The 13,799-nt window shown below is 69.4% G+C and carries 13 protein-coding genes; 4 read left to right on the forward strand and 9 right to left on the reverse strand.

The window, feature by feature from the left end; all coding sequences use genetic code 11:
• Window positions 1–19: 19 nt before the first annotated feature.
• The 3 genes from NQK81_RS41145 to NQK81_RS41155 form a co-directional block, all read right to left on the reverse strand.
• Window positions 20–676 carry an RES family NAD+ phosphorylase gene (locus NQK81_RS41145; protein WP_126734101.1) on the reverse strand — a complete coding sequence of 219 codons (657 nt, stop codon included), beginning with the start codon at window positions 674–676 and terminating at the stop codon, window positions 20–22.
• 96 nt (window positions 677–772) lie between these two features.
• Entirely contained in the window at window positions 773–1,354 is a 582-nt protein-coding gene (locus NQK81_RS41150) for a DNA-binding protein (RefSeq protein ID WP_257485805.1), read from the reverse strand.
• Window positions 1,355–1,689: 335 nt separating this feature from the next.
• Entirely contained in the window at window positions 1,690–2,670 is a 981-nt protein-coding gene (locus tag NQK81_RS41155) for a LacI family DNA-binding transcriptional regulator (RefSeq protein ID WP_126734099.1), read from the reverse strand.
• Window positions 2,671–2,784: 114 nt separating this feature from the next.
• Between NQK81_RS41155 and NQK81_RS41160 the strand changes: the two genes are divergently transcribed.
• Window positions 2,785–4,308, forward strand: coding sequence for an FGGY-family carbohydrate kinase (locus NQK81_RS41160; protein WP_257485806.1), 1,524 nt, complete (start codon window positions 2,785–2,787; stop codon window positions 4,306–4,308).
• Here the strand turns inward: NQK81_RS41160 and NQK81_RS41165 are convergent.
• Entirely contained in the window at window positions 4,239–4,925 is a 687-nt protein-coding gene (locus NQK81_RS41165; protein ID WP_257485807.1) for a helix-turn-helix domain-containing protein, read from the reverse strand. The two genes, NQK81_RS41160 and NQK81_RS41165, sit on opposite strands and share 70 nt — an antisense overlap.
• A 30-nt stretch (window positions 4,926–4,955) precedes the next feature.
• On the opposite strand from NQK81_RS41165, the gene NQK81_RS41170 reads away from it, so the two are divergent.
• The 3 genes from NQK81_RS41170 (at window position 4,956) to NQK81_RS41180 (ending at window position 6,943) form a co-directional block, all read left to right on the forward strand.
• On the forward strand, window positions 4,956–5,360 hold the full coding sequence (locus NQK81_RS41170; protein WP_257485808.1) for an NUDIX hydrolase: 405 nt from the start codon (window positions 4,956–4,958) through the stop codon (window positions 5,358–5,360).
• A gap of 299 nt (window positions 5,361–5,659) precedes the next feature.
• Window positions 5,660–6,154 (forward strand): MmpS family transport accessory protein, encoded by a 495-nt coding sequence (locus NQK81_RS41175; protein WP_257485809.1) that lies wholly within the window; start codon window positions 5,660–5,662, stop codon window positions 6,152–6,154.
• 21 nt (window positions 6,155–6,175) lie between these two features.
• A complete protein-coding gene (locus NQK81_RS41180; protein WP_257485810.1) occupies window positions 6,176–6,943 on the forward strand; it encodes an ABC transporter permease in 768 nt (255 codons plus the stop codon).
• Here the strand turns inward: NQK81_RS41180 and NQK81_RS41185 are convergent.
• From NQK81_RS41185 to NQK81_RS41205, 5 genes are all read right to left on the reverse strand, one after another.
• Entirely contained in the window at window positions 6,906–7,592 is a 687-nt protein-coding gene (locus tag NQK81_RS41185; protein ID WP_257485811.1) for a histidine phosphatase family protein, read from the reverse strand. The two genes, NQK81_RS41180 and NQK81_RS41185, sit on opposite strands and share 38 nt — an antisense overlap.
• 181 nt (window positions 7,593–7,773) lie before the next feature.
• Window positions 7,774–9,642: a Na+/H+ antiporter gene (locus NQK81_RS41190; RefSeq protein ID WP_371878931.1), complete on the reverse strand. Its 1,869-nt coding sequence runs from the start codon at window positions 9,640–9,642 to the stop codon at window positions 7,774–7,776.
• A gap of 40 nt (window positions 9,643–9,682) precedes the next feature.
• Complete coding sequence (locus NQK81_RS41195; RefSeq protein WP_257485813.1) at window positions 9,683–10,078, reverse strand: VOC family protein; 396 nt, start codon at window positions 10,076–10,078, stop codon at window positions 9,683–9,685.
• 5 nt (window positions 10,079–10,083) lie between these two features.
• Window positions 10,084–10,488: a helix-turn-helix transcriptional regulator gene (locus NQK81_RS41200; protein ID WP_257489944.1), complete on the reverse strand. Its 405-nt coding sequence runs from the start codon at window positions 10,486–10,488 to the stop codon at window positions 10,084–10,086.
• A 117-nt stretch (window positions 10,489–10,605) separates the two neighbouring features.
• Complete coding sequence (locus tag NQK81_RS41205; protein ID WP_257485814.1) at window positions 10,606–13,677, reverse strand: glycosyl hydrolase 2 galactose-binding domain-containing protein; 3,072 nt, start codon at window positions 13,675–13,677, stop codon at window positions 10,606–10,608.
• Between the last annotated feature and the right edge of the window lie 122 nt (window positions 13,678–13,799).

Below are 13,799 nucleotides of genomic sequence, written 5' to 3' on the forward strand. Positions count from 1 at the left end.
CACTCACAAGGGTATGAGCTCAGCTGAGCAGCGTGTAGTTCAGCTCTTCGCACACCCGGCCCAGCGGGACGTCGAGCCCCGGATGGTCCAGCGGGAGCAGCACGTCCGGCGCGACCGGCAGCGAGTTCCCGGCGGGCGGGTCCCACAGCGCGAGCGCGGGGCCGCCGGAGTCCATGGACGACCGGTACCAGACGCCGTCGAGGTCGCCGAACGCGGCGCGGATGGCCCGGGCCCAGGCCTGGGTGATCTTCTTCGGGCCGCTGGAGATCTCCTGCGAGGCGCCGACCCTGGTCGGCCACAGGCCGGCGAGGTCGAGCAGCCGCAGCGTGCGGGTCGGCCGGACGACGACCAGGCGCGGGCCGCGGGACTTGCGGTCGACCGTCGACGTGGTCTGGAAGACCTCCGCGATGCTGGTGCGCACGGTGAGACCGAAGTACAGGACGCCGTTCCCGGGGTCGGTGACCGGGCGACCGCCGCGACCGGGGGTCTGCGGGTCGAACCGGCCGTGCGGGAGCGGGCCGGTGTAGCGGAACGAATTCCACTGCTGGGGGTGGTTGCCGTGCGCGGTGAAGATCCTGACCAGCCTGGTGCCGGGGTGCACCGTCACCACGTCGTTGGTGCGGTGCAGCTCCTTGACCAGGACAGAGCGTGCGGGCGGCAGGGGAAGCCGGGCCATACCTCGGGAGTCGTCCGTCCTTGTCGGGTGATCTTGCTCGATGGGGTCAGCCTACGGCCTACCCCCGACTGAAATTCCCGTCGTCGGGCAAGGATCTCAGAACGGCGAACCCAGCGTGGCCACCAGTCTCGCGACGTGCTCGGGGTCGCCGCCGGAGAGGAGCCACTGGCGCGGGGTGGCCGGGTGGTCGTTGATCACCAGATCGGCCTGCGGGGTGCTCATGAACGCGGCGACGACGAGCGCGGGCTGGTCCTCGGGGACGGCGCGCAGCACGACCTCCAGGCCGGGCAGCACCCCGGAGCCGGCGAACTGCCAGGAGGGCAGCCTCCAGCCCTGATCCTTCCAGCCGGTGAGCCTGCCCTCCTTCAGGCGGTGCCGGATCCGGCTGTCGTCCACGCCCAGCGCCTTCGCCGCTTCCAGCACACTCAGCGCCGAATCGGCGAGTACGGCGTGCGCGGCGACCGTGCGGGCACGGAAGTCCGGCTCGTCCTCGCCCCGGGGGGAGAGGTCGAGGCCGACATCGGTGAGCGCGGCCCGCTGGTCCGCCGAGAAATAGTGGGACGGATCGGGGTTCGGTGGGGTCAGTCTCCGCGCCGCGTCCTCGACGAGGTTCAGGAACTCGTTGGCGTCGACCTTCAGGCCCGCCTTGGCGAGAACGTTCTCGAGCGCTATCGACATAGCGCCTAGGGTAACGCGTCTGTGCGGGTTCGTGCGGTCTCATCTCGATTTCGTGGGTGAATTCACCAGAGATGAACACAGAGTGCACGGAATCAAACACGCGCAGTAGGCAAGTCCGCCACAGTCTGCCCGGATCGGGCGAGCTTGTCCAGGACTTCGGCTTGACACGTGGTAAACAGGAACTTACCTTCCGAAAGGTAAACGATTTCTTCCCACCGCTTCGGAGAACCCGGCTGGTGTGGGGCCGGCTTGGGGGAACAAGGGGGTGGGGCGTTCCTGGGCGGCCGGTGCGAACCGGTCGCCCAGGCACGTCGTGCACCTGAAGTCTCCCGGGGTCAGTCGCGCCGTGAACTCCGGCGCACGATCAGTTTCGCCTGAAGCGTGGTCGTCGTGGCCTTGCGCGTGCTGTCGCCGATCCGGGCGAGCAGCAGTTCGGCGGCGACCCTGCCCACCTCGTTCGCGGGCTGGGCGACCACCGTCAGCGGCGGGTCGATCAGCGTCGTCCACGGCGCGTCGTCGAACGACACGATCCCGACGTCCTGTCCCGAGCGCAGGCCTCGGGCGGCCAAGGCCTCCAGGACACCGATCGTCATCGTGCTGTTGCCGACCAGCAGCGCGTCCGGCGGCTCGGGCTCGTCGAGCAGGCTGAGCGCGGCGAGCCTGCCGCCCTCGGCGCGGAACTCGGCACGCCGGGTGAGCGCGTTCTCCTCGCCGACCGCGTCGGTGTAACCGGCCAGCCGGTCTTCGGCCGTGCGCACCCCGGGCGGCCCACTGACGCAGGCGACCCGCCGGTACCCGCCGTCGAGCAGGTGCCGGGTGGCGTCGCGGGCGGCGAGCCGGGTGTCGACCAGGACCTGATCGCCGGTGTTCTCCAGCAGCGGCCGGTCGACGGCGACCACGGGGGTGCCGCGTTCGGTAAGCCGGTCGACGTTGGTGGCCCGGCCGGTGGGGGAGAGCACGACGCCGGCGACCCGTTCCTGGAGCGCGACGTCTATGTAGCGCCGCTCCTTTTCCTCGTTGTCGTCGGCGTTGCACAGCACCACCGAATAGCCCGCTGTCTGCGCGATGTCTTCGACGCCGCGGGCGATCGCGGTGAAGAAGGGGTTCTCCACGTCGGAGATGATGAGCGCGAGTACCGCGGTCTCCTGACGGCGCAGATTCCTCGCGAGCCCGTTCGGGTGGTATCCCAATTCGGCCGCGGCGGCCTGCACCCTTGCCGCGAGCACCGGGTCCACAGTGGACTTCCCGTTGAGCGTTCTCGACACGGTCGCCGTCGAAACCCCGGCCTTCGCCGCCACGTCGTTGATGGTGGCCACCGTGACCTCCCCTTCCACAGGTGTGTTGACACCCTCGCACGGGAAGAATAGCTTGGCCGACAATCGTTACCATCCGCTGATCGCGCTACTCGCGCGGAGGAGTTCGGAGGCGTCGTGCGGGAACCGGGCCTGGTGCTCGGCGTCGACATCGGCACCTCGAGTTCCAAAGGCGTCCTCGTCGATTCCCAGGGCACCATAGTGGCACGGGCGTCCCAGCCGCACGAAACCTCCCGGCCGCGTCCCGGCTGGTTCGAGCACGACGCGGAAACCGTGTGGTGGCAAGACTTCGTGGCGCTGGCGCGGGAACTTTCGGCGGCCGCCGGGGATCATCCCATCATCGGAGTGTCGGTTAGCGGGATCGGGCCGGTGCTGTTGCCCGCCGACGCTTCCGGCAAACCTTTGCGTCCCGCGATCCTTTACGGCGTCGACACCCGCGCATCCGACGAAATCCGGGAATTGAACCGGGAATTCGGCGAAGAATCCATTGTGGAACGCGGCGGGAGCGCGCTCGGCTCACAGGCCGTCGGGCCGAAATGGCGCTGGCTGGCCAAGAACGAGCCGGACGTGTTCGAGCGGGCGAAGCTCTTCCTGATGGCGAGTTCGTTCCTCGTGCTGCGCTTGACCGGTGAATACGTCCTCGACCACCATTCGGCGAGCCAATGCGATCCGATGTACGACCTGCGCGAGGCGCGCTGGGCGCCGGACCGGGCCGCGGCGATCGCCCCCGGCATCGAGCTGCCGAGGCTCGCGTGGCCGACCGAGGTGGCCGGTTCGATCACCGCTGGGGCGGCCGCCGAAACCGGCTTGCCACAAGGGATCCCGGTGACGGCGGGAACGGTGGACGCCTGGGCCGAGGCGACCAGCGTCGGGGTCACCGCGCCCGGCGACACCATGCTCATGTACGGCACCACCATGTTCCTGATCCAGATGCTCGCCGATCCCCGACCGGGGCAGGGGCTGTGGACGACCCGAGGTGTCTTCCCCGGCAGCTATTCGCTCGCCGCGGGGATGGCCACCTCCGGCGCGATCACCGATTGGCTGCGGGAACTCGTCGGTGGCGGGTTCGGGGAGCTGGCCGCCGCGGCGGCCGAGGTACCGGCGGGCAGTCGCGGCCTGCTGATGCTGCCGTATTTCGCCGGAGAACGGACGCCCGTGCCCGACCCGGACGCGAGAGGGATCGTCGCCGGGCTGACCACGTCCCATGGTCGTGCGGATCTGTACCGCGCTGCCCTGGAAGGCACCGCGTACGGCGTGCGGCACAACCTCGAAGCCATGCGCGAGGCCGGTGGCGGCACCGGCCGGATCGTCGCCGTCGGCGGCGGGACACAGGGCGGGGTGTGGACGCGGATCGTCAGCGACGTCGCGCGGATCGAGCAGGAGATCCCCGTGGAAACCATCGGCGCCGCGTTCGGTGACGCCGTCCTCGCCTCGGTCGCCCTGGGCAGGGAACCGGATCTCGAAGCCTGGAACCCCGTCGCCGAGATCGTCCGCCCCGGCGCCGACGCCGACGTCTACGACGAGTTCTACCCGCACTACCGTGACCTGTACCGGTCCACTGTGGACATCGCTCACTTCCTGGCGCGGAAGAACTCGCTCGCCTTCAGCCCCGAGAACTCCCGGCAATCCCGGCTCAGGTGAGCCTGATCGGCGTACCCCGCCGAAAACGCCAGCGAAGCGAGATCCGGCGCCGTTCCCGCGAGACCGATGGCGCGCTGGAACCGGGTGACCCGCAGATACGTGGCCGGTCCGTAGCCGACCGCGAGGGTGAACCGCCGCCGCAACTGCCGCTCGCCGGTGGTGAAACTGTCCAGTGCGGCAGAAACCCGGGGAACACCGTCGTCCAGCCTGGCGATCAACGCCGAGACCTCCCGGTCGGCCCGGCCGGCCCCGCGCCGCTGGACGACGTCCATCAGCGAAGCCGCGCCGGAGAGCACGCGTTCGGCCAGCAGCTCGCCTTCCCTGCCCCACAGATCGCGCAGGGGGACACGCTGATCACGCAGCTCGTCGGCGCCCTGGCCCAGGACGTCACCCGCTCTGCCGGGGGCGAACCGCACGCCCCGCGCCGGGCCGCTGGTCTCCCAGGTCCAGGCCGCGGTGTCCGGCCCGGCGACGAAGACCTCGCCGCCGCTCTCCACCAGGTCCACGCAGCCGTCGGGCACGATCCGCTTCGGCGCCGTGCCCGTGTCCTCCCACAGGCAGCGCACCACGCCGGACGGCCCGCCGGGTGCCGTCGTCTCCCGATACACGGTTGCCATGATGCCCCCGTCCTACGACAGAATCGGGCCGTGTCCGAAGCAGAGATCGATTCACTGGCCTGGATCCACGTCCGCGACCGCCGTCTGCTGTCGGTGCGGACCGAGGGAAAGACCAAGTTCTACCTGCCTGGAGGCAAGCGGGAACCCGGCGAGGGCGACGTCGCCGGGCTGTGCCGGGAGCTCAGGGAGGAACTCGGCATCGAGCTCGACCCGCCGAGTTTCCGCTTCTTCGCGCTGCTGAACGAGCAGGCCGACGGTTACGCGGACGGCCGCCGCGTCCGCCTGACCTGCTACACCGCCGACCATCGCGGGGAGCCCGCGCCCGGCCGTGAGATCGCGGAGTCCGCCTGGCTGTCGTCGGCCGACGCGCACCTCTGCCCGCCGGCGGGACGGCGGGTCCTCGGGCTGCTCGCCGACGCGGGTCTCGTCGACTAGGCGGGGTCCTGCGCGTGGGTCGGGTCGTGAGTGGCGTTTCGGGTTAGAACCCGAAACGCCACTCACGAGCCGGGCACGGACTCGCAGGCCACCGCCTAGGCCGGGTCACTCAAAGTGAGCTGTTCGGCTCACTGTGCTTACGCCGATCGCCCCATGACCAGGGGTTCTCCACTCACTGGGACACCCAAAAGGGTGAATATCGGGTTTCTTCCCGATAACGGCTAACGCGGAGTCACCTTCGTGCGAGAAGTAGTCGACGCACTCGACGGAAGTGCGCTCGGACGAGAGAAGACCTCTCCATGGGTGTTCCCACCGCGACCCCTCCGGCATCGGCGCCGGGACAGGGTGCCCCCGGCAGGCTGAAGCCGCTGGGGACCGTCGTGGTCGTGCTGGGTGTGATGGCCGTCGCCGTCACCCTGACCAGCTACGTGTTGCCGAAGGCCTCCAAGCCCGCGCAGAACCCGCCCGCGCCGCAGATCGAGCAGGTCGAACAAGCCGCGGCCGCGGTGCGCACCGTGCTGCACACCGTCGTCTACGAGCTTTCCGGCGCGAAGGGCGCCCAGAACGTCACCTACGTCGCGCAGGGTTCGGAACTCATGCAGAAGACCGAAGTGGCGACGCCGTGGAGCACCACCTTCGAGCGCAGGAGCGAAGAAGGCCGCGACGAGTTCTACAGCCTGTCCGCGCAGGGTTCGGGCAGCGGCGCGCTGCGGTGCCGGATCCTCGTCGACGGCGAGGTCGTCAGCGAGCGCACCGCCCCCGCCGCGGGCGCGCCGGTGGCCTGCACCGCCTGATCCTGCGGCAGGATCATCCGGGTGACGGATGGTGCGATCGCGTTCGGCCCGGTGCTCGCCGTGGTCCTGGCCGTGCTGGCGATCTTCGGCGCGGCGGTGGTGCAGTTCGGGCGGCTGGGGCAGGGCAAGGCGGTGCTGTTCGCGGCCGGGCGCGCCGTCGTCCAGCTCGCCGCCGTGTCGCTGGTCATCGTCGGGATCCTGAAATCAGGCTGGCTGACCGGCGGTTTCGTGCTGCTGATGTTCACGATCGCGGCGGTCACCTCGGCGCGCCGGATCGGGGTGGCGAAGGATCTGGCGTGGGTCGTGCTCGCCATCGCGGCCGGAGTGGTGCCGGTGCTGACGCTCGTGCTCGCGACCGGGGTGGTCCCGTGGCGGCCGATCGCGATCGTGCCGATCGCCGGGATCGTCATCGGCGGCGCGATGTCCGCGACCTCGCAGGCGGCGCGGCGGGCGCTGGACGAACTCGTTTCCCGCCACGGCGAATACGAAGCCGCGCTGGCGCTGGGTTTCCTGCGCCGCCCGGCCGCACTGGAGATCTGCCGCCCCTCGGCGGGACACGCGCTGATCCCCGCCCTCGATCAGACCCGCACGGTCGGCCTGGTCACCTTGCCCGGCGCCTACGTCGGTGTCCTCCTCGGTGGCGCCGGGCCGGTGCAGGCAGGCGTGACCCAGGTGCTCGTGCTGATCGGGCTGCTGGCCGCCGAGGCGGTCGCGGTCCTGGTCGTCGTGCACCTGGTCGCGGCGGGCCGGATCAGCCGAAAGGCGACTGAAGATGCGACGTGTCGTTGAACCGCCGCACCATCCAGTTGTCGCCCGACACCACCAGATGTGAGATCGAGCCGTTGTCCGCGCCCAGGAACGCGAACCGGTTCTTCGCCTCGCTCGCCTGCGCGAAGACCTCGCCGATGACACCGCCGTGGGTGAACACGGCGATCCTCCGGTCCGGGTTGGCCGCCGCGAGCCTGCCGATGGCCGCCCTGATCCGCCCGCCGAACGATTCCATCGTCTCCGCGCCGGGAATGACGTCCCAGCGCTGTTCGCGCCACAGCTGCTCGACGATCGGGTGGCCTTCGTAGGTGTAGCGCCGGAAAAGCCCGTTCTCCCACTCGCCGAGGTGGATCTCGCGCAGATCCGGCTCGACTTCCGGCGTGAGCCCGAGCTTCGCCGCCAGCGGTGCCGCGGTCTGCGGTGTCCGGCGCAGTGTCGTCACGTACAGCGCCGAGATCCGCTCGTCCGCCAGACGGCGCCCCACCCGCTCGGCGTGGTCCCTGCCTTCCGGCGCCAGGTCCGGATCGGCCTGCCCGTCGACGAGGTCGAACGGGTTGTCGCCCTTCGCCGGAGCGGATTCACCGTGGCGGACAAGGAAGATCTCGGTCGCGCCTGGCGGGGGAGAGAACCGGTGCTGGCGGTATTCGACTTCCTGCTCAGGGGTGCTCATGCTTCGGACGATACCCAGGTCGCGTCCGGTGCGTCTTGTCCGCGATCTCCGCGCCCAGCCGGCCCCTGACGGCACGGGCGGACGCGGCCGAGTACGACCCGGTACGAGGCCGATCCGCCCGCACCGCCAGGAACCACCTGGATCACGGAGCCCATCGGACAAGACGCACCGGACACGACCTTCAGCCCAGCTGTTTGTCCACGAAACACCAGCGCCAGGTCTCGCCGGGTTCGTGGCTGCGCATCACCGGGTGCAGGGTGTCGTGGAAGTGCTCGGTCGCGTGCTTGCCCGGTGAGGAGTCGCAGCAGGCGACGTTCCCGCATTTGACGCATTCACGCAGATGCACCCAGGTCATCCCGTTCTCGACGCAGACGGCGCAGACGTCGGGGGAGCTGGGTTCGACCGCGGGCCACTCCTTGGTGAGATGTTTGCAGGATCCCGCCGTCGCGGCGGGGGTGCGCAGTTCCCGATCGGAGTCCGGCACGGTCTCCTCCTCCCTGTCCAGCATGGATTCCTCGATGTCGAGGCGTTCGAGGATCCGGCGCAGGACATCATCATCGGCCATGCCGGAGTCACGCGCCTCCAGGAACTTCTCCCGTTCGACTTCGAGCAGCCGCAGCCTCAGCCGCCGGTACGCGTCGCTCGGTGTCTCGGACAGCGCACTCTGCCTGCCGAGCTCCTCCCAAGCTGAGTCCGAGCGGTGCTGGAGCCGGCTGCGCAGACGTTCGACGATGTCGTCGGGGTCCTCGGGCGTCCGGATCTTCTCCAGTTCTTCGAGCGCGGCCCTGGTCATGTCGTGGAGGACGGCCGCCTCCTGCAGCGCGTCCTCGGCCGGATCGGGCGGCGGCAGTTTCAGGCGGCGGACCAGCACCGGCAGCGTCGTCCCGTGCAGCAGCAGCGTTCCCGCCACCACGACGAACGCGACCAGCACCAGCACGGCTCGCTGCGGGGTGTCCGCGGGCAGCACGAACGCCGCCGCGAGCGTGACGACCCCGCGCATCCCCGCCCACGCGATCACCGCCGAATACCGCCACGGCCAGGCGTGACGGTGGAACACGCGTCGCGCCAGGCCGATGCCCGCCATCCAGACGATCCGGGTGACGATGGTCGCGGCCAGCGTGGCGGCGCAGATCAGGACCAGTTCCAGCGCGGTCAGCCCGCTGTCGCCGACCTCGGTCATGATCCGGCGGACCTGCAGGCCGATCAGCAGGAAGACGATGTTCTCCAGCAGGAACTGGATGGTCTGCCAGTTCAGCCTGCTGGCCAGGCGCGAGCGGCCCGAAAGCATGCGCGGCGCCTTGTGCCCGAGGATCAGCCCCGCGACGACCACGGCGATCACGCCGGAACCGTGGATCGCCTCGGCGGCCAGATAGGCGACGAACGGGACGACCAGCGAAAGCGCGGTGTCGGTGACCGGGTCTTCCAGGCGGGTGCGGATCAGCGCGGCGAGCGCGCCGACGGCGAACCCGATCACCAGCCCGCCGCCCGCGGCCAGCAGGAAATCCCCGCCGACCTGCAGCAGGCTCACCGAACCCGCGATGGCCGCGATGGCGGTCCGCAACGCGACCAGCGCGGCCGCGTCGTTGAACAGGCTTTCGCCCTCCAGCAGCCTGGTCAGCTTGCGCGGCATCCCGACCTTGCGGGCGACGGCGGTGGCCGCGACCGCGTCGGGCGGCGCGACCACCGCGCCGATGGCGAGCCCGGCGGCCAGCGGCAGACCGGGGATCACCAGCCACGCCACGACCCCGACCGCGGCCGTGGTGAAGATGACGAGCCCGACCGACAACAGCAGGATCGGCCCGCGGTTGCGGCGGAAGTCGATGAGCGACGTGCGGATCGCGGTGGCGTACAGCAGCGGGGGCAGCAGCCCCAGGAGCACGACCTCCGGATCCAGTTCGTACTCCGGGACGCCCGGCACGTACGACGCGGCGACTCCGACCGCGATCAGGCACAGGGGCGCCGACCAGTCGAGTTTCCGCGCCGCGGCGGTGACCAGGAGGACGGCCACCACCAGTGCCACTAGTTCTACCGCGATCTCCACGCCGCTCATCATCACCCGCGAGCGTCAGTACGCGCGCACCGAGGCCCGGCTACCGCTCCTCGAACCGCACCAGATTGCCCGCCGGGTCGCGGAAAGAGCAGTCGAAAGCGCCCCAGGACTGCTTCATCGGTTCTTGGACGACGTCCGCGCCCGCCGCCTGGATCCGGTCGAAGGTGCCGACCAGATCCGGCGTGGACAGCACGACGATGCCGTGGACGCCCTTGGCCATCAGCTCGGCGATCGTCGCGCGTTCCTCGTCGGTGAGCTCCGGATCGGCGGCGGGCGGGTGGAGCACGAGCGACGTCTCCGGCTGTCCCGGCGGGCCGACCGTGGCCTGGAGCGGGCCCCGGTCGCGCACTTCGAAGCCCAGGATGTCGCGATAGAAGGAGAGTGAAGCCTCGAGATCGTCCGCGGGAAGGTAGGACGCCTGAATCGAGAGGGTCATACGACTCAAGGTAGGTCGGCGCGCGGCGGCGACGCTTCTCGATTCCTGATCGGTCGCATGACCTGTTTGACGACGCAGCCGGGCATGCCGCGGCCCTCTTCCGCCGCCTGTTTGCGGTACGCGCTCGGCGAGATGCCGACCAGTTCGGAGAAGCGCGTGCTGAACGTGCCCAGCGACGAGAAACCGACGTCGAAGCACACTTCGGTGACCGACATGTCCCCGCGGCGCAGCAGCATCATGGCCCGCTCGATCCGGCGGGTCATCAGGTAGCTGTACGGCGATTCGCCGTACGCGGCGCGGAACTCGCGGCTGAGGTGCCCGGCGGAGACGTGCACGCCGCGCGCCAGCGCTTCGACGTCCAAAGGCTGCGCGTAGTCGCGGTCGATCCGGTCGCGGACACGGCGCAGCATCGCCAGGTCCCGCAGGCGCGGGTCGGGTTTGCCGGTCACCCGGAAAGCGTAACCCACGCCCGCACGAGAGAGGCCCCCTTCGCCGGGTGGCGAAGGGGGCCTCGGGCGACTCCCGCGCTAAAGGGTGATCTTGTCGATGTTGGGGCCGCCGTTCGCCGTGGTGGCGACCGCCTTGATCTTGTTCGCTCCCGCCGCCAGCGTGACCTTGACGGTTCTGGTCGTCCAGTTCGGCCAGGCCCCGGTGCCGCCGAAGCCGACACCGGACGCGCTGATCGAGCCGTTGACGGAGAAGTCCAGCGGCCGGTTCGCCGTCGTCCCGTTGGCGTAACGGACGACCACGTCGTAGGTGCCCGCGGCCGGCACGTTCACCGTCCACTCGACCGAGCTGCCCGCGACGTTGTCGTAGTTGACGAATCCGGTGCCGGTGAACCCGGCGTGGTTCGACTCCACCGCGCCCTGGTGGATCGTGGCTTCCTCCGCCTGGTAGTCGACCGGGTCGGCCGGTCCGGAGCCGTCGGCGGGAACGGTCTGCGTGCCGGTGTTCCAGCCCGAGACGCGGACCGAAGGCTTGGAGCCCTTGAGGTCGGCGGTGCGGTACTTCGCGGTCAGCGTGGTCGTTTCACCCGGCCACAGGCTCACCGCGTTGTCGTTCCACTCCACCGGCAGCACCGGCTTGCCCGCGGCGTCCACGACCTTCGAGTCGACGTAGAACGCCGGGAGCTTGCCGCCCGAGGTGTTCTTCAGCGTCACGGTGGTCGTGGTGATGCCGTCGCCACCGGCGACCGACTTCGCCGTCGCGCTGACCGCGGACTGGCCGAGGTTCTTCAGCCCGGTCAGGTCGGCGTAACCCGACTGGGGCGTGTAGTACCAGTCGCTGCCGGCCCAGTTCAGCGTGTCGGCCTTGGTGGAGAGCCAGTACACGTTCCGGCTGACCTCCTTGCCCGACGAGTCGGTGAGCACCAGCTTCGCCAGGTAGGTGTTCGACAGCCCGCTCACCGCCGGGACGGTGACCGCGGTGGCCTTGGCGCCCAGCGCGCCGACCGACAGTCCGGTCTTGGTGTTGCTGTACTTCTCGGTGCCGTCGAGGTTGTACAGCTTCGTGGTCGCCGTCAGCCCGCTCACCGCGTTCGACGTCTGGTTGATCACCACGACCGACCGGTTGTCGTGCGAGTACTGGATGTGCAGCGGCTCGTTGGCCTTCTTCGCCCCGTAGTAGGCGCCGTTCTGGTCCATGTAGGCGTCGAACAGCTGCCAGTGCAGCGAGGTCCACGGGCTGTTGAGCATCCAGTAGATCAACCCGGTCGACGGGTTGGTCGAGTCGGTGTAGTTGCGCGAGTGCGACTCGAACTCCGCGCGGACGTTCTCGTACTGCGCGAGCTGCGCCTTCCGCACGAAGTCGTTCAAGTCGGCCGGCGCGCCGTAGCGCTTGGTGAGCGCGTTGGCGAACAGCTTCAGGTTCGCGAACGTCGTCGACGAAGAACGGTGGTACTGGGGCGCCGACGGGTCCTTCCACATCGTTTCCAGCTCACTGGCCGACATCATCCGCTTCAACGTGTCCATCGTCGGGATGTCGACGCCCGCGCTGGTCTCGGAGTTGAAGCTCCAGGCGCCGCCACGGTCCTTCTGCGACTTGTCGTACCAGTAGACGGGCGGGACGTAGTCGTACGGGCCGTTCATCTTCATGCCGGAGGCGCCCGTGATCGGGGACGGCCTCTTCGACGCCGACGGGATCACCGGAAGGGTGAAGTCGGCGGCCTTCATCGCGTCGAGGTAACCCTGCTCGATCCGCCGGTCGGGAGCGAAGTCGCTGCCGATGTGGAACGAGATGACGCTCGGGTGGTCACGCAGGCGCTCGGCCTCGGAGAACATCGACGCCTTGGCGATCGGGTAGTCCGACTCGACCCATGGCTCGCCCTTCTCCTCGCCGTTGACGTGCCCTTCCCATTTGTCGCAGCATTCCCAGCCGGGCATCGTCAGCACACCGAGGTCGTCGGCGAGGTCGAAGAACTCGTCCGGCTCGATGTGGCCTTCCAGCCGGACCGTGTTGAGCCCGAGGTTCAGCACGTACTTGAGCTTGTCGGCCGCCGCGGTCTCGTTCCAGCGCAGGAACAGGTCTGGCGTGTAGCCGCCGCCGCGGATCAGCAGCGGTTTGCCGTTGACGCTGTACTGCCGCCCGCCGCTGGAGTTCAGCGGCGCCTTGACGTCGCGGACACCGAACTTCGACTTCGAGGTGTCGGACGGCGTGCCGCCGACACTCGCGGTCAGGTCGAGTTCGTACCGGTGCTGGCCGCCCATCCCGGCGGGCCACCAGAGGTTCGGCTTGTCGAGGCCGACCACGGGGAACGTCACGGTCTTGCGTTCCTTGGCGGCCAGCGAGACCGTCTGGGTGACCGGCTTGCCCGCGACCGTGCCGGCGACGGTGGCCTGCACCGCGTCCGCCGTGTCGTTGCGGACGTCGGCCTTCACGGTGAGGTCGGCGTGGTCGAGCGAGGAGTTCAGCTTCTGGACCACGTGGGCGCTGCGCAGCGCGACCGGGCCGCTGCGGCGGACGAGGACGTCGCGCACGATGCCCATGTTCTGGTCCGGCGGGGTCTGCGCCCAGTCGATCCAGCCCATCGAGAGGTCGTTGTTGGGGTCGTTGGGGTAGACCTTGAACGCGACGCTGTTGACGCCCTGGCGCACGTGCGAGGTGATGTCCAGGTCGTGGCGGGTGTAGGCGCCGTTGACCTGGTCCTTCGTCGCGATCCTGGTGCCGTTGACCCAGACGTCGGCCTTGGAGAGCACGCCGCTGAAGTCGAGGTACGTGCGCTTCGAGGTGTCCTCGACGTTCAGGTCCGTGCGGTACCACCACGGCACCGAGAACTGCGCGGTCGGGACGTTCTTCATGTTCGTCGAGTAGAACGGGTCGGCGTACTTGCCGTTCTGCAGCAATCCGGCGTAGACCGTCGAGCGGGATGACACCGGATACCAGCCGGCGGTGGGGAAGCCCGGCTTCGACACCGCCGAGTCGTCGCTGACCTGCGCCGAAGACTGGATCACGTAGCCGGGGATCGGAGTGGCGTTGCCCGCGACGGCCACTTCCGCGCCGGTGGCGACGGGGGCGGTGGTCACCCCGCAGACCGCGGCGGCCAGCGCGGTGACGGTCAGGGCCAGTAACGGGAGCCGGGTTCTCTTCTGCCGAAAACTCACGAGCGCGCCTCCTCGGGCACACGGCGGCGGACCTTTGGTGAAATCGTTAAGAAAGTTCCCTAACAATGTGGGGGAGATAGTAGCCGCCGCCGCACGCGGAGAACAGACCCTTACGCCGGGTT

It is taken from the genome of Amycolatopsis roodepoortensis, from assembly GCF_024628825.1.
GTDB classification, from domain to species: domain Bacteria; phylum Actinomycetota; class Actinomycetes; order Mycobacteriales; family Pseudonocardiaceae; genus Amycolatopsis; species Amycolatopsis roodepoortensis.

What these genes read in the sequence shown, in the direction of transcription:
- NQK81_RS41145 (WP_126734101.1), bottom strand. Translation starts at nt 676, where the DNA reads ATGGCCCGGCTTCCCCTGCCGCCCGCACGCTCTGTCCTGGTCAAGGAG.
- NQK81_RS41175 (WP_257485809.1), top strand. Translation starts at nt 5,660, where the DNA reads ATGGGTGTTCCCACCGCGACCCCTCCGGCATCGGCGCCGGGACAGGGT.
- NQK81_RS41200 (WP_257489944.1), bottom strand. Translation starts at nt 10,488, where the DNA reads ATGCTGCGCCGTGTCCGCGACCGGATCGACCGCGACTACGCGCAGCCT.
- NQK81_RS41150 (WP_257485805.1), bottom strand. Translation starts at nt 1,354, where the DNA reads ATGTCGATAGCGCTCGAGAACGTTCTCGCCAAGGCGGGCCTGAAGGTC.
- NQK81_RS41195 (WP_257485813.1), bottom strand. Translation starts at nt 10,078, where the DNA reads ATGACCCTCTCGATTCAGGCGTCCTACCTTCCCGCGGACGATCTCGAG.
- NQK81_RS41190 (WP_371878931.1), bottom strand. Translation starts at nt 9,642, where the DNA reads ATGAGCGGCGTGGAGATCGCGGTAGAACTAGTGGCACTGGTGGTGGCC.
- NQK81_RS41185 (WP_257485811.1), bottom strand. Translation starts at nt 7,592, where the DNA reads ATGAGCACCCCTGAGCAGGAAGTCGAATACCGCCAGCACCGGTTCTCT.
- NQK81_RS41165 (WP_257485807.1), bottom strand. Translation starts at nt 4,925, where the DNA reads ATGGCAACCGTGTATCGGGAGACGACGGCACCCGGCGGGCCGTCCGGC.